The sequence below is a fragment of the Micromonospora sp. NBC_01412 genome (genome assembly GCF_045040215.1).
GTDB lineage: Bacteria > Actinomycetota > Actinomycetes > Mycobacteriales > Micromonosporaceae > Micromonospora > Micromonospora rubida.
Genome location: NZ_CP109528.1, coordinates 4,899,629 through 4,922,106 on the forward strand (window position 1 = coordinate 4,899,629; position 22,478 = coordinate 4,922,106).

Here is a 22,478-nt window from a genome sequence, read left to right on the forward strand (position 1 = left end):
CCGGGCTGTCTGCCCGCCCCGGGTCGTCGCTCCCACCTCGGCCGACACCGGCCGCAGGGGCAGCGCGTTCGATGGGCGACCGCCGGTGCTCGTGCGACGATGGGCCCATGTCCGAGGACACTGTGGTGGTGTGGGATGAGGCCCTGCTCGCCTACGACATGGGTGACCATCCGCTCGATCCGGTCCGGGTGGAGCTGACCGTCGCGCTCGCCCGTGAGCTGGGCGTCCTCGACCGGCCAGGGGTTCGACTGGTCGCCCCCCAGCCGGCCGACGACGCCCTGCTGACCCGGGTGCACGACCCGCGCTACCTGGACGCGGTGCGGATCGCCCCCCGCGACCCGCTCTTCGCCGGCTACGGGCTGGGCACCTCCGACAACCCGGTCTTCGCCGGGATGCACGAGTCCAGCGCGCTGATCGCCGGGGCCACCGTTGCCGCCGCCGAGGCGGTCTGGCGGGGCGAGGCACGACGCGCGGTCAACGTGGCCGGGGGGCTGCACCACGCCATGCCGGACCGGGCCGCCGGCTTCTGCGTCTACAACGACCCCGCGGTCGCGATCGCCCGACTGCTCGACCTCGGTGCGCAGCGGGTCGCGTACGTGGACGTGGACGTGCACCACGGCGACGGCGTGCAGGAGATCTTCTACCACGATCCCCGGGTGCTCACGGTCAGCCTGCACGAGACCCCGCTGGCCCTGTTCCCCGGCACCGGCTTCCCCGACGAGACCGGCGGCCCTGGCGCGGAGGGCAGCGCCGTCAACGTGCCGCTGCCGCCCGGCGTCGACGACACCGGCTGGCAGCGCGCGTTCCACGCGATCGTGCCGTCGGTGCTGCGCGCGTTCCGGCCGCAGATCCTGGTGACCCAGTGCGGCGCCGACGGGCACCGGATCGACCCCCTCGCCGACCTGCTCCTCTCCGTCGACGGGCAGCGGGCCACCTACGTCGCCCTGCGGGCGCTCGCCGACGAGCTGTGCGAGGGCCGCTGGGTGGCCACCGGCGGCGGCGGGTACGCCCTGGTCGAGGTGGTGCCACGGGCGTGGACCCACCTGTTGGCGGTGGCCACCGGCGACCCGGTCGACCCGGCCACGCCGACCCCGCCGGGCTGGCGGCGGCTGGCCGCCGAGCGCCGCCCCGGGCGGGAGGTGCCGCTGCGGATGACCGACGACGTCGACCCGGCGTACGAGCCGTGGCAGCCGACGGGCGAGCCGAACTCGGTGGACCGGGCCGTCGCGGCGACCCGCAAGGCGGTGTTCCCGTTGCTCGGGCTCGATCCGTACGACCCGCGCGACTGAGCCGACGCACCCGGGGAGGGACCGAAGGCGTGACCACTGTCGACCAGCCGGTGGACGTGCTGCTCAGCGACGGCGCGACCGTCGGGCTGCGGCCGATCCGCCCGGACGACGCGCCGGGCATCGTGGCGATGCACTCGCGGTTCTCCGAGCGCACCCGCTACCTGCGCTACTTCTCGCCGTACCCGCGGATCCCGGAGCGGGACCTGCGGCGGTTCGTGGTGGTCGACCACCGGGACCGGGAGGCGTTCGTGGTGCTGGCCGCCGACCGGATCGTCGCCGTCGGCCGGTACGAGCGGCTCGGCCCGCAGGCCCCCGAGGCCGAGGTGGCGTTCGTGGTGGAGGACGCCTACCAGGGCCGGGGGATCGGCTCGGTGCTGCTGGAGCACCTGGCCGACGCCGCCCGGCGGGCCGGGATCGTGCGCTTCGTCGCTGAGGTGCTCCCGGCCAACGGGGCGATGCTGAGGGTCTTCGCCGACTTCGGCTACCAGGTCCAGCGCCAGTACGCCGACGGCGTTGTGCACCTGAGCTTCCCGATCGCCCCGACGGAACAGACGCTGGAGGTGCAGCGCGGCCGGGAGCACCGCACCGAGGCGCGTTCCATCGCCCGGCTGCTCGCCCCCCGGGGCGTCGCCGTGTACGGGGCCAGCGCCACCGGCCAGGGTGTCGGCGCGGCGCTGCTCGGGCACCTGCGCGACGGCGGGTTCACCGGGGCGGTGGTGCCCGTGCACCCGAGCGCGGCGACGGTCGCGGGGCTGCCCGCGTACCCCTCGGCGGTCGACGCCGGCCCGGCGATCGACCTGGCGGTGGTCGCGGTGGCCCCGGAGGCGGTCGGCGCGGTGGTGGCCGACGCGGCGGCGGCCGGCGCGCACGGCCTGGTGGTGATCTCCGCCGGCTTCGCCGAGGCAGGCGCGGCTGGCGCGGCGGCCCAGCGGGCCCTGGTCCGCGCGGCGCACGCCGCCGGCATGCGGGTCATCGGCCCGAACTGCCTCGGCGTGGCCAACACCGACGAGGCGGTGCGCCTCAACGCGACCCTCGCCCCGGCGCTGCCGGCGCCCGGCCGGGTGGGCATCTTCAGCCAGTCCGGGGCGTTCGGGGTGGCCCTGCTAGCCGAGGCGCACCGGCGGGGCCTGGGCGTTTCGAGCTTCGTCTCGGCCGGCAACCGGGCCGACGTCTCCGGCAACGACCTGCTCCAGTACTGGCAGGACGACTCCGGCACCGACGTGATCATGTTGTACCTGGAGACGTTCGGCAACCCGCGCAAGTTCGCCCGGCTGGCCCGGCGGATCGGCCGGGACAAGCCGGTGGTGGCGCTGGCCTCCCCGGCCCGCCCGCCCGGGCTGAACGCCGACGCCCCCGGCCCGGACGCGGTCGCGGTCAGCGCCCTGTTCACCCAGTCCGGGGTGATCCGGGTGGACACCGTCGCCGAGCTGCTCGACGTCGGCGTGCTGCTGGCCCACCAGCCGCTGCCGGCCGGCCGGCGGGTCGGTGTGGTGGGCAACTCCTCGGCGCTGACCGGCCTGGCCGCCACGGCGTGCGCCGCGCAGGGGCTGACCGTGGCCGCCGGCTATCCGTCCGACGTGGGGCCCCAGGCCGGGGCGGCCGAGTTCGCCGCAGCGCTCGGCGTCGCCGCCGCCGACGACGGCGTGGACGCCCTCGTCGTGGTCTTCGCCCCGCCGCTGCCCGGGCAGCTCACCGACCCCGAGGCCGACTTCGCAGCCGCCCTGCCCGGCGCGCTCGGCGCAGGCCGGCCGGTGGTGGCCACGTTCCTCACCGGTCGGCCCCCGTCCGGGGTGCCGGCGTACCCGAGCGTGGAGGAGGCGGTGCGTGCCCTGGGCCGGGTCACGACGTACGCCGAGTGGCTGCGTCGCCCGCCCGGCGTGTTGCCCGAGCTGCCCCGGATCGATCCCGCCGCCGCCCAGGCCGCGCTGCGGGCCGACGGCGCCGACCCGGCAGGCCTGCTCGGCGCGTACGGGATCGACGTGGTGCCCTCCGCGCCGGCGCGCTCGGCCGACGAGGCGGTGGCCGCCGCCGGGACGCTCGGCTGGCCGGTGGCGCTGAAGGCCGCCGCCGCCGGGCTGCGGCACCGCCTCGACCTGGGCGCGGTCCGCCTCGACCTGGCCGACGAGCCGGCCCTCCGCCGGGCGTACGCGGAGATGGCGGCGGCCTTCGGCGCGGACGTCCTGGTGCAGGCGATGGTCCCGTCCGGAGTGCCCTGTGTGGTGGAGCTGGTGGAGGACCCGGCGTTCGGGCCGGTGGTCGGGTTCGGCCTCGGCGGCGTCGCCACCGAGCTGCTCGGCGACCGGGCCTGGCGGGCGGTGCCGCTGACCGACTCCGACGCCGCCGAGCTGGTCGACGCGCCCCGGGCCGCGCCGCTGCTGCGCGGGTACCGCGGGGCGGCCCCGGTGGACCGGGCGGCCCTGGCGGAGCTGCTGCTGCGGGTCGGTCGGCTCGCCGACGAGCAGCCCCGGGTCCGCTCCCTCACCCTCAACCCGGTGCTGGCCCGCCCGGACGGAGTCTCCGTGCTGCACGCCACCGTCCGTACCGGCACCGCCGGCGCCCGCCCCGACACCGGCCCCCGCCGGCTGTGAGGGGCAGCGTCGCCGGGGTCCGGGCGGGCGCCGGCCATACGCGAGGGGCCGGTTGAGCATGACGGGCCGTCAGGTGGGGAATCGGCGGCGCCGCCCACGCGCGAGGGGCCCCGGCGAACCGCCAGGGCCCCTCCTTGCGACGCGACCGCTCAGCAGGCGAACGCCTCCAGGCGCTGTGCCCGCTCCGGGGCGCGCAGCTTCAGCAGCGTCACCTTCTCGATCTGCCGGATCCGCTCCCGGGACAGGCCGAACTCCCTGCCCACCTCGTCCAGGGTGCGCTGCCGACCGTCGTCCAGGCCGAACCGGAGCCGGATCACGGCCTGCTCCCGCTGGGACAGGGTGGCCAGCACGATCCGGACCTCGTTGCGCAGCTCGCCGTCGGCGGCGGCCTCACCCGGCCGGGCGGACGGGTCCACGGCGGCGACGAAGTCGCCGAGGGCACTCTCGCCGTCCTCGCCGACGGCCTGGTCGAGGCTGACCGGCTCCCGGTCGTACGAGATCAGCTCGATGACCTGGAACTCGGGGACGCCCATGGCCCTGGCGACCTCGGCGACGGTGGGCTCGCGGCCCAGCGTGACGGCCAACTCGCGGCGGGCCCGGACCATCCGGTTGACCTGCTCGACCATGTGCACCGGGATGCGGATGGTGCGGGCCTGGTCGGCCATCGCCCGGGTGATCGCCTGCCGGATCCACCAGGTGGCGTACGTGGAGAACTTGAAACCCTTGGTGTAGTCGAACTTCTCGACCGCCCGGATCAGGCCCAGGTTGCCCTCCTGGATCAGGTCCAGGAACGCCATCCCCCGGCCGGTGTACCGCTTGGCGATGCTGACGACGAGGCGCAGGTTCGCCTCGAGCAGGTGGTCCTTGGCCGCGCGGCCCTCGGAGACGATCAGCTCCAGGTCGGACCGCAGCTCGGTGGACACCGGCGTGCAGGTTGCCAGCTTCTCCTCGGCGAAGAGCCCGGCCTCGATCCGGCGGGACAGCTCGACCTCCTGCGCGGCGGTGAGCAGCTTGGTGCGCCCGATGCCGTTGAGGTAGGCCCGGACCAGGTCCGTGGAGATGCCGCGCTCGTCGGTGGCGTCCAGGTCGGTCAGGGTGTCGGTGCCGAACTCGGCGTCGGTGGTGACGGCCGGGCCGATCTGGTTCTCGGTCATCTGCAGGACCATCTCTGTTCTCCCGTGTCCACGTCGGTGCCGTCTTGCCGGCCCAGTGGCGCCGGTGACACACACTCTGGCAAGTCGGGCGTGAAACGGGAGTGAGGCGATCGGGGAACCGACACGGATAATAGGGGTGTCCGCGCGCCTGCGGCTTGCCGACCCCGGTTACCGTGCCAGCGGTCGGCCGTCCTGGCCGGTCACACGGTCGGTCGCTGCGGCGACCGACCGCCGAGAGACTGGAGGGTGTCGTGGTCTTCAAGCGGCTCATGCAGGCGATGGGTGTGGGCGGCCCGTCGGTGGAGACGATCCTGGCGAACCCGAACTGCCGCCCCGGCGGGCAGTTGGAGGGCACCGTCCACGTGGCCGGCGGCGAGCACCCGGTGGACGTCGAGTATGTCGCGCTGGGCCTGGTCACCCGGGTCGAGGTGGAGAGCGGTGACAACGACTACGAGACCACCCAGGAGTTCCAGCGCCGCCAACTGACGGGGGCGTTCCGGCTGGAGCCGGGGCAGCGCTACGACGTGCCCTTCCGCTTCGACGTGCCGTGGGAGACGCCGCTGACCGAGCTGTACGGGCAGCACCTGCACGGGATGACGATGGGCCTGCGCACCGAGCTGGAGGTGGCCCGCGCGGTGGACAAGGGCGACCTGGACGCGGTGGCGGTGCACCCGCTGCCGGCCCAGGAGGCGCTGCTGGAGGCGTTGCTGCGGCTGGGCTTCCGGTTCGCCCGCGCCGACAACGAGCGGGGCCACATCTACGGGGTACGGCAGACCCTGCCGTTCTACCAGGAGATCGAGTTCTACCCGGCGCCGCAGTACGCCCGGGCGATCAACCAGCTGGAGGTCACCTTCGTCACCGACCCGCAGCAGGTGCAGGTGGTGCTGGAGATCGACAAGCGGGGCGGCGTCCTCACCGAGGGCCGGGATGCCTTCGGCCGCTTCACCGTCCCCCACGCCACGGCACACAACACGGACTGGGCCGCCCAGCTCGACGGCTGGCTCCGCCAGTCCATCCAACGCCGCGGCCTATTCTTCTGACCCCCACCCCCACCCCCACCCCCGGACCCGCCCTGGCGCACAGTTGATCAAGAGGTTTACGTCAGGCTCCGGGCTCCGGACGACGCAAACCTCTTGATCAACGGGGTGGGCGGGGTGGGAGCGGGGTGGGTGGGGTGAGGGTTGGGTGGGGTGAGGGTTGGGTGGGTTAGAGGTCTAGGAGGAGGGTGCGGGGGCCTATGTTGAGGCTTTCCACCAGCATGTGGGTGCGGAAGCGGCCCGTTGCTACCGGGGCGCCGCGCTCGCGTAGCGCCTCGACGACCGCCGTTACCAGGGGTTCCGCCACCTCTGCCGGGGCGGCGGCGGTCCAGCTCGGCCGGCGGCCCCGGCGGGCGTCGCCGTAGAGGGTGAACTGGCTGACCACCAGGATGCCGGCACCGGTGTCCGCCGCGCTGCGCTCGTCGTCCAGGATGCGCAGTTCGTGGACCTTTCGGGCCATGGTCCGCGCGGTCTCCGGGGTGTCGGTGTGGGTCACCCCGAGCAGCACCAGCAGCCCGTCGGTGACCTCGCCGACGACCTCGCCGTCGACCGTGACGCTGGCCCGGCCGACCGTCTGCACCACCGCCCGCATCAGGCGGTGACCGGCTCGATGATGCCGCGCTCCACCAGGTGTGCCACGATCGGGCCGGCAGCCTCGGCCAGTTCCTCCGCCGCCACGTCGTGCGCGGCGGCGAGCAGCGCGAGCTGGTCACGCAGCGACAACCGGCCGTTCGCGCCGCCGACCAGGGCCAGCACCAACGGGTCGATCTCCTCGGTCCAGCGCAGCCCGTGCGGCATGGCGAGGACCTGCCGGTCCACGGCCCAGCCCTCGTCGCCCATGGTGGCCTCCTGGCGGAGCTGGAGCCCTTCGGCGGCCCGGTAGCGCTCGGCGAGCAGCCCTTCGGTGTCGCGTGTCCGCAGCCAGTCCTGGCGGTCGAACCAGGCGGCGATCCGGTCGCCCATCGGCGGCTCCACCCGCTGCCGCAGGTCTTCGACCCGGACCACCGGGTCGGCGTGCCCGGCGCGGCGCAGCGAGACGATGCCGAAGCCGACCGCCTCCACCTTGTGCGCGTCGAACCAGTCCAGCCAGGCTGCCATCCGGTGCGGGTCGGCCGCCTCGCCCACGTCGGTCAGCCACAGGTTCACGTACGCCATCGGGTCGGCGACCTCGCGCTGGACGACCCAGGCGTCCAGGCCGGTGCCGGCGAACCAGCCGGACACCCGCTCGCCCCAGTCCTCGCCCGTCACGTGCACCCAGTTGGCGAGGTACTGCATGGTGCCGCCCTCGGTGAGCAGGCCCGGGGCGGCGGCGGCCAGCTCGGACCCGATCGCGTCGCCGGCCCGGCCGGAGTCCCGGTAGATGTGGGTGGTGGTGCCGGGGCCGACCACGAACGGCGGGTTGCTGACCACCAGGTCGAACCGGCGCCCGGCGACCGGGGCGACCATGTCGCCGCGCAGCAGCTCCCAGTCCTGGCCGTTGAGCGCGGCGGTGGTGGCGGCGAAGCGCAGCGCCCGCCGCGAGAGGTCGGTGGCGGTGACCCGGCGGGCGTGGGTCGACAGGTGCAGCGCCTGCACCCCGGAGCCGGTGCCCAGGTCGAGCGCGGTCTCCACCGGCCGCCGCACGGCCGCCCCGATCAGCGTCTGGGTCGCCCCGCCGATGCCGAGCACGTGCTCGGAGTGCAGCGGCCGGCCCGGCCGGGAACTGGCCGGCAGGTCGGCGAGGACCCACCAGTCGTCCCCGTACGGCTCCAGGTCCACGCCGGCGCGCAGGCCGTCGCCGTGCCGCTCGACCAGGCCCCCGGTCAGCGCCTCCGCGACGGTCAGCGGGGCGAGCGCGGCGGCCACCGCGGCCTCCGGCTCCGTCTGGTCGCAGATGAACACCCGGATCAGCGTGCTGAGCGGGTCGCGGTCCTCGGTGGCCCGCAGCGCGGCCCGGAAGTCGTTTCGGGCCGCCCCGCCGGTGGCCTGCGGGCCGAGCCGGTCGGCGATCCCGTTCGAGGTGTACGCGGCGCGGGTCAGCGCCGTCCGGAGCGCCTCGACGCCGGCGGGGGAGAGCAGCATGTCGTGTTCGTCCACGTTGCCCATCCTGCCCTCCGCGCCCGGGCGACCCGTCACCGCCGCCCGCAAATCCGCCCGCAGTGGAGCGGGCGCGGCTCGGGCGCCGGCCTCGCGACGCGTCCCGGGGAGTCGCCGTCGTCCCCGGGCCCGCAGCGGGGAGGATGGACGGCATGACGGTTTCGCTCCCCATCGACCCCGAGGCCAACCGGCTGCTGGAGCGCAGCCCGCTGGCCCTGCTGCTCGGCATGGTGCTCGACCAGCAGGTCCCCATGGAGAAGGCGTTCTCCTCGCCGTACGTGCTGGTGCAGCGGCTCGGGCACGAGCCGGACGCCCGCGAGCTGGCCGGGTACGACCCGGACGAGCTGGTGGCGCTCTTCGCCCGGCCACCGGCCCTGCACCGGTTCCCGAAGGCGATGGCGGCCCGGGTGCAGGAGGTGTGCCGAACCCTGGTGGACCGGTACGACGGGGACGCCGCCCGGCTCTGGGCCGACGCCACCGACGGGCGGGAGCTGCTGGCCCGGATCGCCGGGCTGCCCGGGTTCGGCCGGCAGAAGGCGCAGATCTTCCTCGCCCTGCTCGGCAAGCGGTTCGGCGTCACCCCGGACGGCTGGCGAGAGGCGGCCGGCGGGTACGGCGACGCCGACGCGTACCGGTCGGTCGCCGACGTCACCGACCCGGAGTCGCTGCGCCGGGTGCGGGAGTACAAGCAGCGGATGAAGGCGGAGGCGAAGGCTGCGAAGGGTTGACGCAACCCCGCCGCCGGCTCGTCGGCCCGTGCGATGGCGGCGACGGGCGGGGCCGGGCGTGGGCGGGGCGGGGCCGGGTGGGCCCGTCCCGTCGGTGGCTACCCGTAGGGGCGCTGACGTGGCATTCTGCAACCAGAGCAGCGGGCATCGGGCGACGCCCATCCCGCCGCAACGGCGCAGCGGGTGGTCGTCCGGCGCGCGACGGCACGGGCCTGCCGATCGGGTGCGTCCACCGGGAATGGTGGGCGGCCCGCGGCTGATCCCGATCGCCTGGGCTCAGGCCCGCAGCCGCCCCCGGAGGGCATCATGGCCAATCCCGTCATCCGGTCCATCACCGCAACCCCCAGCACGCTTCAGCCCGGCCAGACCGCCCAGGTGGTGATCGACGCCTACGACCCGGACGCCCGTACGGTCACCGTGACCGGGAAGGTCACCGACGTGGCCGGGCACGTGGCGACCGCCACCACCACGCTGACCGTCGGCGACCCGCTGAAGTTCGAGCTGACCGCGACCGATCCGGCCGTGACGATCGTCGCCGACCCGGCGGCGCCCGGTCGCTTCTCGGTCCGGGTCTGATGTTCACCCGTACGGTCGCCCTGACCGCGCGGGTGGCGGACGCGGCGGGCAACACCACCACCGTCAGCACGGCGGTCAGGGTGGAGGCGCCGACGGCCCTGGGCTGGACACCTCCGGAGAGCTCGGTCGCCGCGATCCAGGCGATGCTCGCCCGGTACCCGCGCCCGAGGATGGTGCGGCTCTACTCCGGCCCCGGCGTCGGCCTGGAGTCCTGGTCGGGGCTCCTCGCCCAGGTACCCGTCGACTGCGCGCTGCACTACAGCTTCAAGGACTGGGCCGCCGGCACCTCGGCGGCGGCCGTCCGCGACTGGCTCTCGGCCCGGCCGGCCAGCCGTCGCCGGGTGGTGGACCTGGTGACGCTCGACCACGAGCCGGAGCAGCAGTCCGGGGGCGATCCGGCTCCGGCGGCGTTCCGGCAGCAGTGGCAGGAACTGGTCGGCGCGCTCGCCGGGCACCCCCGCCGCCGCGAGGTCTGGCTGGTGCCGGTGTTCACCGAGTACGCCGCCCGACGGCAGGCGTCCTGGTGGGCAGACTTCGGGGTGGTCGCCGGCTACCCAGGGGTGGACGCGGTGGGGTTCGACATCTACGACACCGGCTACGAGCGGTACCGCACCCCGGTCGAGCGCAACGAGTTCGCGCTCGCCCAGGCGAGGCGGGCCGGCAGGCCGCTGGTGGTCCCGGAGTGGGGGATCAGGCGCAAGCCCACCCTCGACGACGGGACGCCGTACGACCCGGACGGGGCCGTCTGCGCGCAGGCCATGCGGGACAACATGGCCCACCTGCGGGCGCAGCCCGACGTGCCGTACGTCGAATGGTTCTACCGGGGCGACTGCGACCTGCACGCCACGCTGACGTACCCGTCCGGGCGGACGTACGTGCGCGACGCGGAGCGGGCCGCCTTCGGGCAGCTCATGGGCTGAGGCGCGGCGACGGACGACTCAGGCGGCGGTGGGTCGGGAGAGCGCGGCGAGGGCGCGCCGGACATCGGCCAGCGAGACCGTCGCCGAGTCGTCCAACTCGGTCAGGCCGGCCTCGATCCACTGCCGCATCAGGGTGGTCACCCCGATGCCGCGGGCGTCGGCGGCGGCCCGAACCCGCTCGTACGTCTCCAGCGGCAGCCGCACCGAGCGGCTGACCATCGGCACGTCGGTGTCGGGGGTGGGCAGTTCCACCGGCTGGCTGGAGTCGATCAGCTCGGCGAGCCGGTCGTCGCCGCTGTGGAACTGCTTGGTCGCGTCGTTGCGGTTCATCGTCACGCCTCCTCATCGACGGGATCTGCGAACGGCCTCGTCGTAGCGCTTGGCCTCAATGTCGCTCAACTCCCGGGCGGACAGGACGTCCCAGTCGTTGTCGGCGCCGTCGGCCTCGGCGAGCAGTACCGCCAGCCGCCGCCCGTGGCGGGCCGCGGCGTAGACCACCATCACGTCGTCGCCGAGGTGCCGGATGACCCGGCGCGGGCTGTGCAGCGCCTCCCAGACCTCGCCAGGCGTGACGCCGTAGACGCGCAGGTTGGCCAGCGCCTCGTCGGTGAAGCTGAACCGGCTGCCCACGAGGCGGAGCGTACCACGTGCGTAACACGCACCGGAATGAGTCGATTTTCGCTGATCAGCGGCTGGGAGTGACAGGATGGGGGCAGTCCCTCTTGGAGGTCCTGGTGAAGCGTCAGGCGTACGAACCGATCCTGATCACCGACGCGGCCCGCAGCCAGGGCGATCAGCTCAACAGCCGGCAGCGGCGCTACATCGTGATGATGGCGGTCCGGGTGGCGTGCGTGATCGTCGGCGCGATCCTGGTCGGCGCGCAGGCCCCCATGCTCTGGCTCTGGCTGCCGCTGTGCGGCCTCGGGATGGTGCTCATCCCGTGGCTGGCGGTGCTGCTGGCCAACGACCGGCCGCCGAAGGAGCAGCACCGGCTGGCCAACCGGTTCCACCCTCGCAACCGGGACGAGACCCCGCCGATGAGCCTGACCGCCGAGGAGCGGCCGTACAAGGTCATCGACGCCGAGCCCTGACCGGGCCGGCCGGGACCCGTCCCGTCGGGGCCGGCCGCGTCCGGGTCACGAGGCAGGGCTGGCCAGGGTGCGGGTCACGAGGCGGGGCCGGCCGCGTCCGGGTCACGAGGCGGGGCCGGCCAGGGTGCGGCTCAGGAGGCGGGGCGGGCGCCGACCGTGGAGACGGCCAGCGCGCCGAGGTCGCCGGCCCGGTCCAGCGCCTCCCGGGGCCGGGCCCCGGCCAGCCAGGCGGACAGCAGCCCGGCGGCGAAGGCATCCCCGGCCCCGGTGACGTCGGCCACGGCCACCCGCCGCGCCGGGGCGACGCTGACCGTCGCCGTCCGGTCGGCCCAGACCGCCCCGGCCGCGCCCCGCTTGACGACCACCCGCCTCGCCGTCGCCGACAGCGCTCTGGCCTGTGCCGCCGGGTCCAGCCCGCCGGCCAGCACGGCCGCCTCGTCGGCGTTGACCAGGAGCAGGTCGACGTCGCGTACCCAGGCCAGGAAGGCCGACGCGCCGACCCGTCGTAGCGGCGCCGCGGACGCCGCGTCGACGCTGGTGCTGAGCCCGCGCTCGCGCGCCGCGGCCAGCGCGCGCAACCCGGCCCCGCGCGATCCGTCGTCGAGCAGGGAGTACGCGGACAGGTGCAGGTGCCGCGCGTCCGGCGCCCCGGCCAGGGCCCGCTCCACGTGCCCGGCGGTGAGCCACAGGTTCGCGCCCCGCTCGGTGATCATCGTGCGCTCCCCGTCGCCGGTGAGCACGATGACGGTGCCGGTGGCGCGGCCCGGGTGCCGCTCGACCGCGCAGTCCACGCCGGCGCGCTCCAGTTCGGCCACCCGGTCGCGTCCCGCGTCGTCGTCCCCGACCGCGCCGACCATGGTCACCGGGACGCCCTGGGCGGCGAGCCAGGCGGCGGAGTTGGCCGCCTGCCCGCCGCCGCCGATCTGGATGGCGGCCGGGGTGTCCGAGCCGGTCGCCAGCGGCCCGCCGAGCACCGCGACCACGTCGGTGATCAGGTCGCCGACGACGACGACGCGGGCCGGAGCGGTCATGCGGCGGAGTCGCCGCGGCGTGCGGCGGCGACCGCGATCCGGGCGGCGAGGTCGGCGTTGCGCAGGATGATCCGCACGTTCACCGCGAGGCTGGCGCCGGCGGTGGCGGAGTGGAAGTGGGCCAGCAGGTACGGCGTCACGGCCTTGCCGGTCACCCCGTCGCGCTCCAGCCGGGCCAGGCCCTCGGTGAGCGTCCGGTCGTGCAGGGCCGGGTCGAGCTGCTCGTCGATCGGGAGCGGGTTGGCCACGAGCAGCCCGCCGGGGTGCACGCCGTGCCCGGCCCGGGCGGCCAGCACGTCGGCGACCTGCTCCGGGGAGTCGACCGACCAGTCCAGGTCGAACCCGGCGTCGGTGAGGTAGAAGCCGGGGAATCGCCGGGTGCGGTAGCCGACGAAGGCGACGCCGAGGGTCTCCAGCCGCTCCAGGGTGGCCCCCACGTCGAGGATCGACTTGACCCCGGCGCAGACCACCGCGATCGGAGTCCGGGCCAGGGTGCCCAGGTCGGCGGACTCGTCGAAGGTGTGCGCGGCCTCCCGGTGCACCCCGCCCAGCCCGCCGGTGGCGAAGACCCCGATTCCCGCGGCGGCGGCCACCGCGCTGGTGGCGGCGACCGTGGTGGCTCCGTCCGCCCCGGTCGCGGCGGCCACCGCCAGATCGCGGACGGAGAGCTTGCTCACCCCGTCGACGGTGGCGAGCCGGGTCAGCTCCGCGTCGTCCAGCCCCACCACCAGCTGGCCGCTGACCATGCCGATGGTCGCCGGGACCGCGCCGGCGTCGCGTACCGTCTGCTCGATCTCGCGGGCCACCCGCAGGTTGTCCGGCCGGGGAAGGCCGTGCGACACAATGGTGCTCTCCAGGGCGACCACCGGGCGGTGCTCACGCAGGGCGTCTGCCACCTCGGTGCCGAGACGGACGTGGAAGTTATTCACGTCCGCTACGTTACGGCCCTCGCGCGGGTGGCCTGCGGTGGACCCCGTCAGGGCGACCTGTCAGACTGAAAAGTTGGAGGTGCAGTCGTGAGCACAGAGGTTCTTGAGCGTCCGGAACTGAAGGACGCCGACACCGGTCCCGAGATGTTCCACTACGTCCGCAAGGAGAAGATCGCCGAAAGTGCCGTCATGGGCACCTTCGTCGTCGCACTGTGCGGGGAGAAGTTTCCGGTGACCAAAGCGGCCAAACCGGGCTCGCCGGTCTGCCCGAAGTGCAAGGAGATCTACGAGTCCTGGCGTGAGTGACCGTGGGCGGCCGGGACGGCCGCCCGCGTAACCTTTCGTCGGTGACCACCTCCACCCCTCTGCTCCTCGCCGACCTGACCGGGGTGGCGGTCTTCGCCGCCTCCGGCGCCTCCGCAGCGGTGGTCAAGCGGCTCGACCTGTTCGGCGTCGCCTTTGTCGGCTTCGTCGCCGCGCTCGGCGGCGGGATCTTCCGCGACCTGGTCATCGACGAGGTGCCCCCGCTGGCCTTCGCCGACTGGCGGTACGCCGCCACCGCCGCGGTCACCGCCGCCGCCGTGTTCTGGCTGCACCCCCAGCTCGCCCGGCTGCGTACCACCGTGCTGGTCCTCGACGCCGCCGGCCTCGGGCTGTTCACCGTCACCGGCACGCTCAAGGCGCTCGACGCCCAGGTGCCGCCGGTCGGGGCCTGCCTCATCGGCATGCTCACCGCCATCGGCGGTGGGCTCGCCCGGGACCTGCTCACCGGCGAGATCCCCGTGGTGCTGCGCCGGGAGATCTACGCGGTGGCAGCCCTCGCCGGCTCGATCGCCGTGGCGGCGCTCGACGCGTCCGGGCACGCCGGCGCCGCGGGGCTGACCGCAGCGGCGGTGTTCGTCTTCGCGCTGCGCCTGGTGGCGCTGCGGCGGCGCTGGTCCGCCCCGGTGGCCACGCTCCGCCCGCCCCGCGCCGGCATCCGCGGCACCCACCCCTGACTCACGGCGATGGTGTGGGTGCCGTCGGTGGGGGTGCCGGGCGGTGTGGATGTCACCAGCGTGGTGTCGCCTGGGCGGACCGGCGCGCGCTGGTTATGCTGACTCGGCCTTCGCGGCAACGATGCGCGAGGGCCTTTTTCATGGGCGGCGGTACCCGTGGCCCTCGGCCGGGGTCCGCCGTCGTAGCAGTCGGAGAGGAGCCTGACGCGTGGCAGCCCGGACGCCAGCGCTCGAGACGTTTCCACCACTGCGCGCCTGGCAGCGCAAGGCGCTGGTGGAGTACCTGCGACGACGCACCGAGGACTTCACGGCGGTCGCCACCCCCGGGGCCGGTAAGACCACCTTCGCCCTGCGGATCGCCGCCGAACTGCTCGCCGACGGCACCGTCGAGGCGGTCACCGTGGTCGCTCCCACCGAGCACCTGAAGAGCCAGTGGTCCGAGGCCGCGGCCAGGGTCGGCATCCAGCTCGACGCGGCGTTCCGCAACGCCGATCTGCACTCCTCCGCCGACTTCCACGGGGCCGTCGTCACGTATGCGCAGGTCGGGATGGCGCCCCAGGTGCACCGGCGGCGCACCATGACCCGCCGCACCCTGGTCATCCTGGACGAGATCCACCACGCAGGCGATTCCCGGACCTGGGGCGACGGCGTGAAGGCGTCGTTCGAGCCCGCCGTACGCCGGCTGATGCTGACCGGCACGCCGTTCCGCTCCGACGACAACCCGATCCCCTTCGTCACCTACGAGCGGGGCGGCGACGGCCTGCTCCGCTCCCGCGCCGACGTCGTGTACGGCTACTCCGACGCGCTGCGTGACAGCGTGGTCCGGCCGGTGCTCTTCCTGGCGTACTCGGGCGAGACCCGGTGGCGGACGAACGCGGGCGACGAACTGTCCGCCCGGCTGGGCGAGCCGATGACCCAGGACCTGATCGCGCAGGCCTGGCGCACCGCCCTGGACCCGGCCGGCGACTGGATGCCGCAGGTGCTGCGGGCCGCCGATGCCCGGCTGACCGTGCTGCGCAGCGCCGGAATGACCGACGCCGGCGGTTTGATCATCGCCAGTGACCAGCAGACCGCCCGCTCGTACGCGCGCCTCATCGAGAAGACGACCGGCGAGAAGGCCACGGTGGTGCTCTCCGACGACCAGGGCGCGTCCGCCCGGATCGCGACGTTCGCGGAGTCCGGGCAGCGGTGGATGGTCGCGGTCCGGATGGTCTCCGAGGGCGTCGACATCCCCCGGCTGGCGGTCGGTGTCTACGCCACCAGCGCCAGCACGCCGCTCTACTTCGCGCAGGCCATCGGGCGGTTTGTCCGGGCCCGTCGCCCCGGGGAGACCGCATCGGTCTTCCTGCCCAGCGTGCCGCACCTGCTCGGGCTGGCCAGCGAGATGGAGGCCGAGCGGGACCACGTGCTCGGCAAGCCGAAGGACCGCGAGGGCTTCGACGACGACCTGCTGGAGCGCGCGCAGCGCGACGACCAGGCCAGTGGGGAGTTGGAGAAGCGCTTCGCCGCCCTGTCCGCCACGGCCGAGCTGGACCAGGTGATCTTCGACGGCGCGTCCTTCGGCACCGCCGCCCAGGCCGGCACCCCCGAGGAGGAGGAGTACCTGGGCCTGCCCGGGCTGCTCACCGCCGACCAGGTCTCCCTGCTGCTCACCAAGCGGCAGGCCGACCAGCTGGCCGCCCAGCGCCGCCGGGCCGCCGACCGGGCCGCTGAGCCGGCCTCTGTGGCCACGGTGGCGCCCCCGCCGCCGATGAGTGCGGCCCAGCGTCGGGTGGCGCTACGACGGCAGCTGAACGCCCTGGTGGCCGCCCGGCACCACCGCACGGGCCTGCCGCACGGCAAGATCCACGCCGAGCTGCGCCGCCTCTGCGGCGGCCCTCCGAGTGCCCAGGCCACCATCGAGCAGCTGGAGGAACGCATAGCCACGGTCCAGACCCTCTGACCGACCCCGGCCAGCACAGGGGCTTCGCCGCGACCAAGAGGTTCGCGACGCCCGGCGCCGAACACGAACACCTTCGTCACGCCGGAGCGCCGGTGGGCGCGGGCCGGGTTCGTCGGTTGGTGGCCGGTGCCGATGGGCCCGGCGCGGATGGTGCCGGTGGGGCCGATGAACCGGTCGGTGGGCTTCGTGCCGGTGGGGCCGGTGGGTGGGCTGGGCGGAAGCGGTGCCCGAAGTGCCGAAAAGCCGGCCGGAGGGCCCCTGTGGGGCGCCTCCGGCCGGCGATGTCGTTATGGGGTCTACACGGTCTCAGTTCGCCATAAGATCGGCGCCACGCCAGGTGAACTCGGGGTCCGTCGCGAACCGCACGGTGATCTTCACGAGATCCTCCGCGTACTTGTTCGCGTGGTGCCCACAGAACACCAGCTCGCTCCCGCCCGCCAGAGTGATACGGAGCTTGCCGGCAGCGTTGCAGCGGTCGCACCGTTCATCGGCGGCTGGGGGAGCCACCGTCTCGTGCGGCGGCGTGAGGGTCGGGGTCATCGCCTTCCTCCTCTGGTCGTCACCGATGAACAATCTCTTCGGTCGTTGCTCACCTATCGTGCAACACCCAACTCGGGCCTTGCCTTCCCTGTGTGCCCGCGGGGGACCGAGGTCACACATGGCGGCAACAGTGTGCCGTGCACCAAGGGTGCCACGTCAACGATCACAATCGTGCAACCGGACGATCACCATCAGGTGTTGTACGTCTGGTGATCAAACCGACACGGTTGGTTGACGAAGCGGGCTCAGTCCAGGTAGTCACGGAGCACCTGTGAACGGGACGGGTGACGCAGCTTCGACATCGTCTTGGACTCGATCTGCCGGATCCGCTCCCGGGTCACCCCGTAGACCTGGCCGATCTCGTCCAGCGTGCGCGGCTGGCCGTCGGTCAGGCCGAAGCGGAGCCGGACCACGCCCGCCTCGCGTTCGGAGAGCGTCTGGAGCACCTGCTGGAGCTGGTCCTGCAGCAGTGAGAAGGAGACGGCGTCGACCGCGACGACAGCCTCCGAGTCCTCGATGAAGTCGCCGAGCTGGCTGTCGCCCTCGTCACCGATGGTCTGGTCGAGCGAGATGGGCTCCCGGGCGTACTGCTGGATCTCCAGCACTTTTTCCGGTGTGATGTCCATCTCCTTGGCCAGCTCCTCCGGGGTGGGCTCGCGGCCCAGGTCCTGGAGCAGTTCGCGCTGGATGCGGCCGAGTTTGTTGATGACCTCGACCATGTGCACCGGGATGCGGATGGTGCGGGCCTGGTCGGCCATCGCCCGGGTGATCGCCTGCCGGATCCACCAGGTGGCGTACGTGGAGAACTTGTAGCCCTTGGTGTAGTCGAACTTCTCGACCGCCCGGATCAGACCCAGGTTGCCCTCCTGGATCAGGTCCAGGAACGCCATTCCGCGGCCCGTGTAGCGCTTGGCCAGCGACACCACCAGCCGGAGGTTGGCCTCCAGCAGGTGGTTCTTCGCCCGCTCGCCGTCCCGGGAGATCCAGCCGAGGTCGCGGACCATGTCGCGGACGAGCTTCTCCTCGCCCTCCTCGGCGGCGCGCAGCCGCTCGGCGGCGTAGAGGCCCGCCTCGATCCGCTTGGCGAGCTCCACCTCCTGCTCGGCGTTGAGCAGGGGCACCTTGCCGATCTGCTTGAGGTACGCCCGGACGGAGTCGGCGGAGGCGGTCAGCTCGGCGTCGCGGCGCGCCTGCTTGAGCGCCTCGGACTCCTCGTCGTCCCACTCGAAGTCGTTGTCGGTGGCGGAGCTCGCGGCGTCGGAGGCGGCGGCCCGGGCCAGCTCGACCGGCTCCTCGACCACCACGTCCTCGATTGCGGCGGCGAGTTCCTCCGGGTCGATCTCGCCCTCGCCCTTGGCCTTGCCGGCGGGCTTGCCGCCGGCCGCGGCGACGGTCGCCTTGGTGGCCCGGGTGGACTTCGTGGCCTTCGCCGGGACGGCCGCCTTGGCGACCGCCTCGGTGGTGGCCTTGCGCGCGGCGACCTTGCGGGGCGCCGGGGCGGCCTCGTCGGCGGCGGAGGCCTGCTTCTGGGCCGGCGCGGCGGCCTTCTTCGTGGTCTTGGCGGTGGTGGCCCTGGACGCCGGGGTGGCCGACCGGGCGGCGGCGACCCGGCGGCGGGGGACCGAGCCGTCCACGACCACGGTCACCCCCGCTTCCGCGAGCGCCCGCAGGATCTTCTTGGCCTGGGCCGGAGTCACCTCGGCGGACTCGACGGTACGCGCGAGCTGGGCCGACGTGAGCTGGCCACCGGCGCTCTGCGCGTGGGCGATCAGGGTGTCGGTGAGCGAGCGAACGTCGGCGCCGGGCTGGCGGGGTTCTGTCACGAATGACCTTCCGGAGGCGAAGAGCGAGCACGGCCGGGTTGTCCGGCACAGCGTGGGGCACGGTGCCGGACGATGTGGTTGAGGGACCCCCGTGTCCCGGGCCGGCCGGTCGTCGGCGGTCCGTGGCGCGTGGGCAGGGGTGAATTGTAACGCCGTCTGCGACGATCACTCTGCGCCGCACTGCGTACCGGCGGTTGGGACCGCCGATTCAGCGTAGATGTGGACTTTGTAACGATGATACCGGCGCGCGAAGCGGGGGATCCCGCCTGCCGGGGCCGCCGGCGAGCGGGCTGCGCCCGAACCGCCGGTTGGGCAGCCCGCATCAGGCCAGCATGGTGGCGGCGAGGATCGCCAGGAGGGTCGCCGGCGGCCCGATCAGGTACGTCTGCGGTGCGCAGGGGGCGGCAGACGTGGTGATCGCGAAGGTGACCCCGTCCGGCAGGTCGGCGCGACGGTCGCGGGTGGGCCGCGGTGGCGGCGGCGGGCGCGGACGCCACGGACGGGGAGCTGGGCACTTAGCGGACAATACCAACTGCAACCGGACGTGCCGGTCAAACTCTGCCCTCAAGGTTGCGCGGAAGGGCGACGGCGCGGCCACTGCACCCGTTCCCAGGACAGTGACCGCGCCGACGATCACTTCATCAGGCTGTTGCACCATTCGACGCCACCGCTCGCCAGGCTGCAGGCCTTCCAATGAATGGACAACGGCGCTTGCGACGTTGTCGGAATCGATGCTGAAGGTGGTCTCATCGCTTCCCGCCCGCCCGGCAGAGTGTGATTTCCGGTCCGGGCACCACTCCGGTGGACCCTGATCCGGGTGCCATTCGCGCCCCGGTCCTTGACGGTGAAGGAGCCGCGCCGGGGGATGCAGCAAGCGCCGCTGTTGAACCACGCCTCACCATCAATCCTGGTCTGGCTGCCGTAGTACGCGTACTGGTGCGTTGTGGCGGCGGGTGCGGCGGACCACGTTCCGAGGGCCGCAGCCAGGGCCACTCCGGCGCCGAGAGCAGTCCTCTTCCCCGCGGAGTCAGGCATCAACAGGAGATGATCGAGACCGTACTGTTAACACTTGAGTGCGTCGGTGCGCGAATCGGTGTCATTGCGGCGTGGGCAAGTCCATGTCGGTGGCGGTGGTCAGGCACCCGGAACGGTGTTCGGTCCGACCGTGGTCGCAGCTCGACGCTGGCATGGGGGGTGGTCCGCCTATTGTTCGTCGGTCCCGGCGAGCAGAGTGACCGGGTGTCGCCGCGTCGCCAACCGCGTGAGACTCAAGACCGTGTCGTCGTCCAGTCCCGCCGGGCCGGCGTTCGGCGTCACGGCGGGAATGGTCAATGATGAGCCGGCGTGCGGGAAGAGAGCGAACCATGACCAGCTCGGCGCTGACGCCGCAGGAACTTCTCAAGATCGCGATCGACGTGGCCCGGGACGCGGCGGACACCGCGTACCGGATGCGCGCCGAGGGGGTCTTCGTCGCCGCGACCAAGACCACCGTCACCGACGTGGTCACCGCCGCCGACCGGGCGGTCGAGCGGCAGGTCCTCGACGCGCTGGCCACGCTCCGCCCCGAGGACTCGGTGCTCGGCGAGGAATACGGCGGGGACGCGGCCGGCGAGGCGGGCAGCGGGGTGCGATGGATCCTCGACCCGATCGACGGCACCGTCAACTACCTGTACGGACTGCCGTACTGCGCGGTCTCGCTGGCAGCCGAGGTCGACGGCGAGGTGGTCGCCGGGGTGGTGCGCAACCTCTTCACCGGCGAGGAGTGGACGGCCACCGTCGGCGGCGGCGCCTGGCGTGCGGGGGAGCGGCTGCGCTGCTCGACCGAGACCGACCTCGGCCAGGCGCTGGTCGCCACCGGGTTCGGCTACGCCCCGGGGCGGCGGGCGCACCAGGCCCGGGTGCTCGCCGAGCTGATCCCGCACGTGCGGGACATCCGCCGGCAGGGCGCCGCCGCGCTGGACCTCTGCCTGGCCGCCGAGGGCCGGGTGGACGCGTACTACGAGAAGGGGCTGGCCGCCTGGGACCAGGCGGCCGGGGCGCTGGTCGCCGCCGAGGCCGGGCTGCGGGTCGGCGGGCTGGGCGGCCGGCCGGCCGGGCCCGACCTGGTGATCGCCGCACCGTCGGCCCTGTTCGCGCCACTGCACGACCGGCTGGCCGACCTGGACGCCTCGGGCGGGCCCTGACCGCCGGGCCGCTCCCGGCACCCCGACGGGCCATCCGGACGGCCCGTCCGGTCCGTGTCGGGTGGCCGGTGGGCGCCGGGTGGGCAGACCCGGCCGGACCCATCTGGGCCGGCCGGGGTCACCAGGTCGCCGGGGTCACCGGGTCAGCGCCCCGGCCGCCGGGTCACTTGTCGATGGGCATCGGGCACGAGCCGGGCGGCGCGACCGGGGCGCCCAGGTCGCCGAGGGCCTGATTCACCTCGGTGGTGGTGGCCAACTGCTGGAAGCTGTTGCCCAACACCACGTCGACGGTGTCGTCCTTGCGTTTGGCGTCGTACCCGTCCTTGGCGTTGTTGAGGAAGTACGCGCGCAGCAGGTGCGCGGAGCCGACGCCCTTCGGGCCGTACCGCAGCACCGCGACGTCGTCGATCTGCTTCTTCTCGTTGGCGGTCTTCTTGACCTGGAACTGCCGGTTGCTGAACTCGTCGGCGACCTGGGAGGCGAGGCCGGGCCGGTCCGTGCTGTTGAGCACGTTGATCTTCACGTCCTTGCGTTCGCGCAGCTTCACGTCCGCCAGCGGGGCGTCCTCGGGGCAGCCGCCGGCCAGCCCGGCCTCGCCCTGGGTGTCGCGAACCAGGGCGACGACCACGAAGACCAGGGCGACGACCGCCAGCAGACCGACGACAACGAGTGCTCGCACTCGCGCAAAACTCATCTGGGCGCTCCCCGGACGATGGGTGGGTGGCGGCGGCCGTCGGCGGTCAGGCCGCCCCGCCGGCCGTCGAGTACGCCGCTGAGGTTAACGGTTGTCCGGCCGTCGCGTGGAAACAGTCCGACATGCCGGCGCGCCAACCGGGAAGCGGGTACTACTACCCCTATCTTCGTGTCGCCTGAGTCACATTGGGACCAACTTCGACGGCTGGGGCGTACATCTGAGCCACGAGGGCGGTATACATGCCTCGCCAGAGGGGGGTAAGGTACCGCGCTCGCTGGGGTGCTTCTCTGGCGGCCCTGACCTGACCGGCCGTCGGGTCGGGTGACCGACACAAAATGGTGGCCGGCCAGCGGAACCGAAACAGCGTCGCCCGGCGTTACACCCGGAAGCGACCATATCGATATGGGAGAGTGAAACCGATGGCCACCGACTACGACGCCCCGCGTCGCGACGAGGTCGACCTCGGCGAGGACAGCCTGGAAGAACTCAAGGCCCGACGCGTCGATTCACAGTCGGGCGCCGTGGACGTCGACGAGGCCGAGGTCGCCGAGAGCTTCGAGCTGCCCGGCGCTGACCTGGCCGACGAGGAACTCACGGTCAAGGTGCTGCCGATGCAGCAGGACGAGTTCAGGTGTGCCCGCTGCTTCCTCGTCCACCACCGTAGCCAGTTGGCGGTCGAGCGCAATGGCGAGCTGATCTGCCGAGAGTGCGTCTGACCCTGACTCGGGACAATGGCGGCGGCCTCTCAGACGAGGCCGCCGCTCCGGGAGCTGGCAATTCCCGCCAGCCTGCCGGCGCCGACCCCGCCGGAGCCTCACCGACCCGTGGCGCCGCCGTGCGCCGGTGGCGGGGAGCTGCTTGACTCGTCACAGCAGCTTC

Annotated in this window: 23 protein-coding genes; 12 read left to right on the top strand and 11 right to left on the bottom strand. The window is 73.5% G+C overall.

Features of this window, described 5'->3' with window-relative positions; all coding sequences use genetic code 11:
• Window positions 1-107: 107 nt before the first annotated feature.
• Complete coding sequence (locus OG617_RS22390) at window positions 108-1,289, top strand: acetoin utilization protein AcuC (RefSeq protein ID WP_405094972.1); 1,182 nt, start codon at window positions 108-110, stop codon at window positions 1,287-1,289.
• A 29-nt stretch (window positions 1,290-1,318) separates the two neighbouring features.
• On the top strand, window positions 1,319-3,877 hold the full coding sequence (locus OG617_RS22395) for a GNAT family N-acetyltransferase (protein WP_405094973.1): 2,559 nt from the start codon (window positions 1,319-1,321) through the stop codon (window positions 3,875-3,877).
• A gap of 149 nt (window positions 3,878-4,026) precedes the next feature.
• On the opposite strand, the gene sigB is transcribed toward OG617_RS22395, so the two are convergent.
• Window positions 4,027-5,031, bottom strand: a complete 1,005-nt coding sequence (gene sigB, locus OG617_RS22400; RefSeq protein ID WP_405094974.1) for an RNA polymerase sigma factor SigB — start codon at window positions 5,029-5,031, stop codon at window positions 4,027-4,029.
• Between the two features lie 251 nt (window positions 5,032-5,282).
• Here sigB and OG617_RS22405 point away from each other — a divergent pair, with 251 nt between their 5' ends.
• Entirely contained in the window at window positions 5,283-6,071 is a 789-nt protein-coding gene (locus OG617_RS22405) for a sporulation protein (RefSeq protein WP_405094975.1), read from the top strand.
• Window positions 6,072-6,237: 166 nt separating this feature from the next.
• Here the strand turns inward: OG617_RS22405 and dtd are convergent, their stop codons facing one another.
• Window positions 6,238-6,660, bottom strand: a complete 423-nt coding sequence (gene dtd / locus OG617_RS22410) for a D-aminoacyl-tRNA deacylase (protein WP_405094976.1) — start codon at window positions 6,658-6,660, stop codon at window positions 6,238-6,240.
• Window positions 6,660-8,144, bottom strand: coding sequence for a methyltransferase (locus OG617_RS22415; protein WP_405103889.1), 1,485 nt, complete (start codon window positions 8,142-8,144; stop codon window positions 6,660-6,662). The genes dtd and OG617_RS22415 overlap by 1 nt, the downstream gene beginning before the upstream one ends.
• Before the next feature lie 143 nt (window positions 8,145-8,287).
• Between OG617_RS22415 and OG617_RS22420 the strand changes: the two genes are divergently transcribed.
• The 3 genes from OG617_RS22420 to OG617_RS22430 all read left to right on the top strand — a co-directional run bounded on the left by OG617_RS22420 (window position 8,288) and on the right by OG617_RS22430 (window position 10,368).
• Complete coding sequence (locus tag OG617_RS22420; protein ID WP_405094977.1) at window positions 8,288-8,872, top strand: HhH-GPD-type base excision DNA repair protein; 585 nt, start codon at window positions 8,288-8,290, stop codon at window positions 8,870-8,872.
• Window positions 8,873-9,178: 306 nt separating this feature from the next.
• Window positions 9,179-9,448 (top strand): hypothetical protein, encoded by a 270-nt coding sequence (locus tag OG617_RS22425; RefSeq protein WP_405094978.1) that lies wholly within the window; start codon window positions 9,179-9,181, stop codon window positions 9,446-9,448.
• A complete protein-coding gene (locus OG617_RS22430; RefSeq protein ID WP_405094979.1) occupies window positions 9,448-10,368 on the top strand; it encodes a hypothetical protein in 921 nt (306 codons plus the stop codon). Before OG617_RS22425 ends, OG617_RS22430 begins: the two co-directional genes overlap by 1 nt.
• 18 nt (window positions 10,369-10,386) lie before the next feature.
• On the opposite strand, the gene OG617_RS22435 is transcribed toward OG617_RS22430, so the two are convergent.
• Window positions 10,387-10,698 carry a hypothetical protein gene (locus OG617_RS22435; RefSeq protein WP_405094980.1) on the bottom strand — a complete coding sequence of 104 codons (312 nt, stop codon included), beginning with the start codon at window positions 10,696-10,698 and terminating at the stop codon, window positions 10,387-10,389.
• Between the two features lie 12 nt (window positions 10,699-10,710).
• A complete protein-coding gene (locus tag OG617_RS22440) occupies window positions 10,711-10,998 on the bottom strand; it encodes a hypothetical protein (RefSeq protein WP_396673345.1) in 288 nt (95 codons plus the stop codon).
• Between the two features lie 104 nt (window positions 10,999-11,102).
• On the opposite strand from OG617_RS22440, the gene OG617_RS22445 reads away from it, so the two are divergent.
• Window positions 11,103-11,459 carry a DUF3099 domain-containing protein gene (locus OG617_RS22445; RefSeq protein WP_396684798.1) on the top strand — a complete coding sequence of 119 codons (357 nt, stop codon included), beginning with the start codon at window positions 11,103-11,105 and terminating at the stop codon, window positions 11,457-11,459.
• 131 nt (window positions 11,460-11,590) lie between these two features.
• Here OG617_RS22445 and OG617_RS22450 read toward each other — a convergent pair whose 3' ends face one another.
• A complete protein-coding gene (locus OG617_RS22450) occupies window positions 11,591-12,490 on the bottom strand; it encodes a carbohydrate kinase family protein (protein ID WP_405094981.1) in 900 nt (299 codons plus the stop codon).
• Window positions 12,487-13,419 carry a pseudouridine-5'-phosphate glycosidase gene (locus OG617_RS22455; protein WP_405094982.1) on the bottom strand — a complete coding sequence of 311 codons (933 nt, stop codon included), beginning with the start codon at window positions 13,417-13,419 and terminating at the stop codon, window positions 12,487-12,489. The genes OG617_RS22450 and OG617_RS22455 overlap by 4 nt, the downstream gene beginning before the upstream one ends.
• 87 nt (window positions 13,420-13,506) lie before the next feature.
• On the opposite strand from OG617_RS22455, the gene OG617_RS22460 reads away from it, so the two are divergent.
• The 3 genes from OG617_RS22460 to OG617_RS22470 all read left to right on the top strand — a co-directional run bounded on the left by OG617_RS22460 (window position 13,507) and on the right by OG617_RS22470 (window position 16,359).
• Entirely contained in the window at window positions 13,507-13,725 is a 219-nt protein-coding gene (locus OG617_RS22460; protein ID WP_161688218.1) for a DUF3039 domain-containing protein, read from the top strand.
• A 41-nt stretch (window positions 13,726-13,766) separates the two neighbouring features.
• Entirely contained in the window at window positions 13,767-14,417 is a 651-nt protein-coding gene (locus tag OG617_RS22465) for a trimeric intracellular cation channel family protein (RefSeq protein ID WP_405094983.1), read from the top strand.
• Window positions 14,418-14,625: 208 nt separating this feature from the next.
• The gene (locus OG617_RS22470; RefSeq protein ID WP_405094984.1) at window positions 14,626-16,359 is read left to right on the top strand and encodes a DEAD/DEAH box helicase; all 1,734 of its coding nucleotides are present in this window, start codon (window positions 14,626-14,628) and stop codon (window positions 16,357-16,359) included.
• Between the two features lie 306 nt (window positions 16,360-16,665).
• Here OG617_RS22470 and OG617_RS22475 read toward each other — a convergent pair whose 3' ends face one another.
• From OG617_RS22475 to OG617_RS22485, 3 genes are all read right to left on the bottom strand, one after another.
• On the bottom strand, window positions 16,666-16,899 hold the full coding sequence (locus tag OG617_RS22475) for a hypothetical protein (protein WP_161688222.1): 234 nt from the start codon (window positions 16,897-16,899) through the stop codon (window positions 16,666-16,668).
• Window positions 16,900-17,144: 245 nt separating this feature from the next.
• The gene (locus OG617_RS22480) at window positions 17,145-18,722 is read right to left on the bottom strand and encodes an RNA polymerase sigma factor (protein ID WP_396684723.1); all 1,578 of its coding nucleotides are present in this window, start codon (window positions 18,720-18,722) and stop codon (window positions 17,145-17,147) included.
• 322 nt (window positions 18,723-19,044) lie between these two features.
• Window positions 19,045-19,380, bottom strand: a complete 336-nt coding sequence (locus OG617_RS22485) for a hypothetical protein (RefSeq protein ID WP_405104123.1) — start codon at window positions 19,378-19,380, stop codon at window positions 19,045-19,047.
• A 706-nt stretch (window positions 19,381-20,086) separates the two neighbouring features.
• Here OG617_RS22485 and OG617_RS22490 point away from each other — a divergent pair.
• The gene (locus tag OG617_RS22490) at window positions 20,087-20,905 is read left to right on the top strand and encodes an inositol monophosphatase family protein (protein ID WP_405094985.1); all 819 of its coding nucleotides are present in this window, start codon (window positions 20,087-20,089) and stop codon (window positions 20,903-20,905) included.
• 163 nt (window positions 20,906-21,068) lie between these two features.
• Here OG617_RS22490 and OG617_RS22495 read toward each other — a convergent pair whose 3' ends face one another.
• The gene (locus OG617_RS22495; RefSeq protein WP_405103891.1) at window positions 21,069-21,584 is read right to left on the bottom strand and encodes a LytR C-terminal domain-containing protein; all 516 of its coding nucleotides are present in this window, start codon (window positions 21,582-21,584) and stop codon (window positions 21,069-21,071) included.
• Window positions 21,585-22,018: 434 nt separating this feature from the next.
• Here OG617_RS22495 and OG617_RS22500 point away from each other — a divergent pair, with 434 nt between their 5' ends.
• Window positions 22,019-22,315 carry a DUF4193 domain-containing protein gene (locus tag OG617_RS22500; protein ID WP_007075406.1) on the top strand — a complete coding sequence of 99 codons (297 nt, stop codon included), beginning with the start codon at window positions 22,019-22,021 and terminating at the stop codon, window positions 22,313-22,315.
• Window positions 22,316-22,478 lie beyond the last annotated feature (163 nt).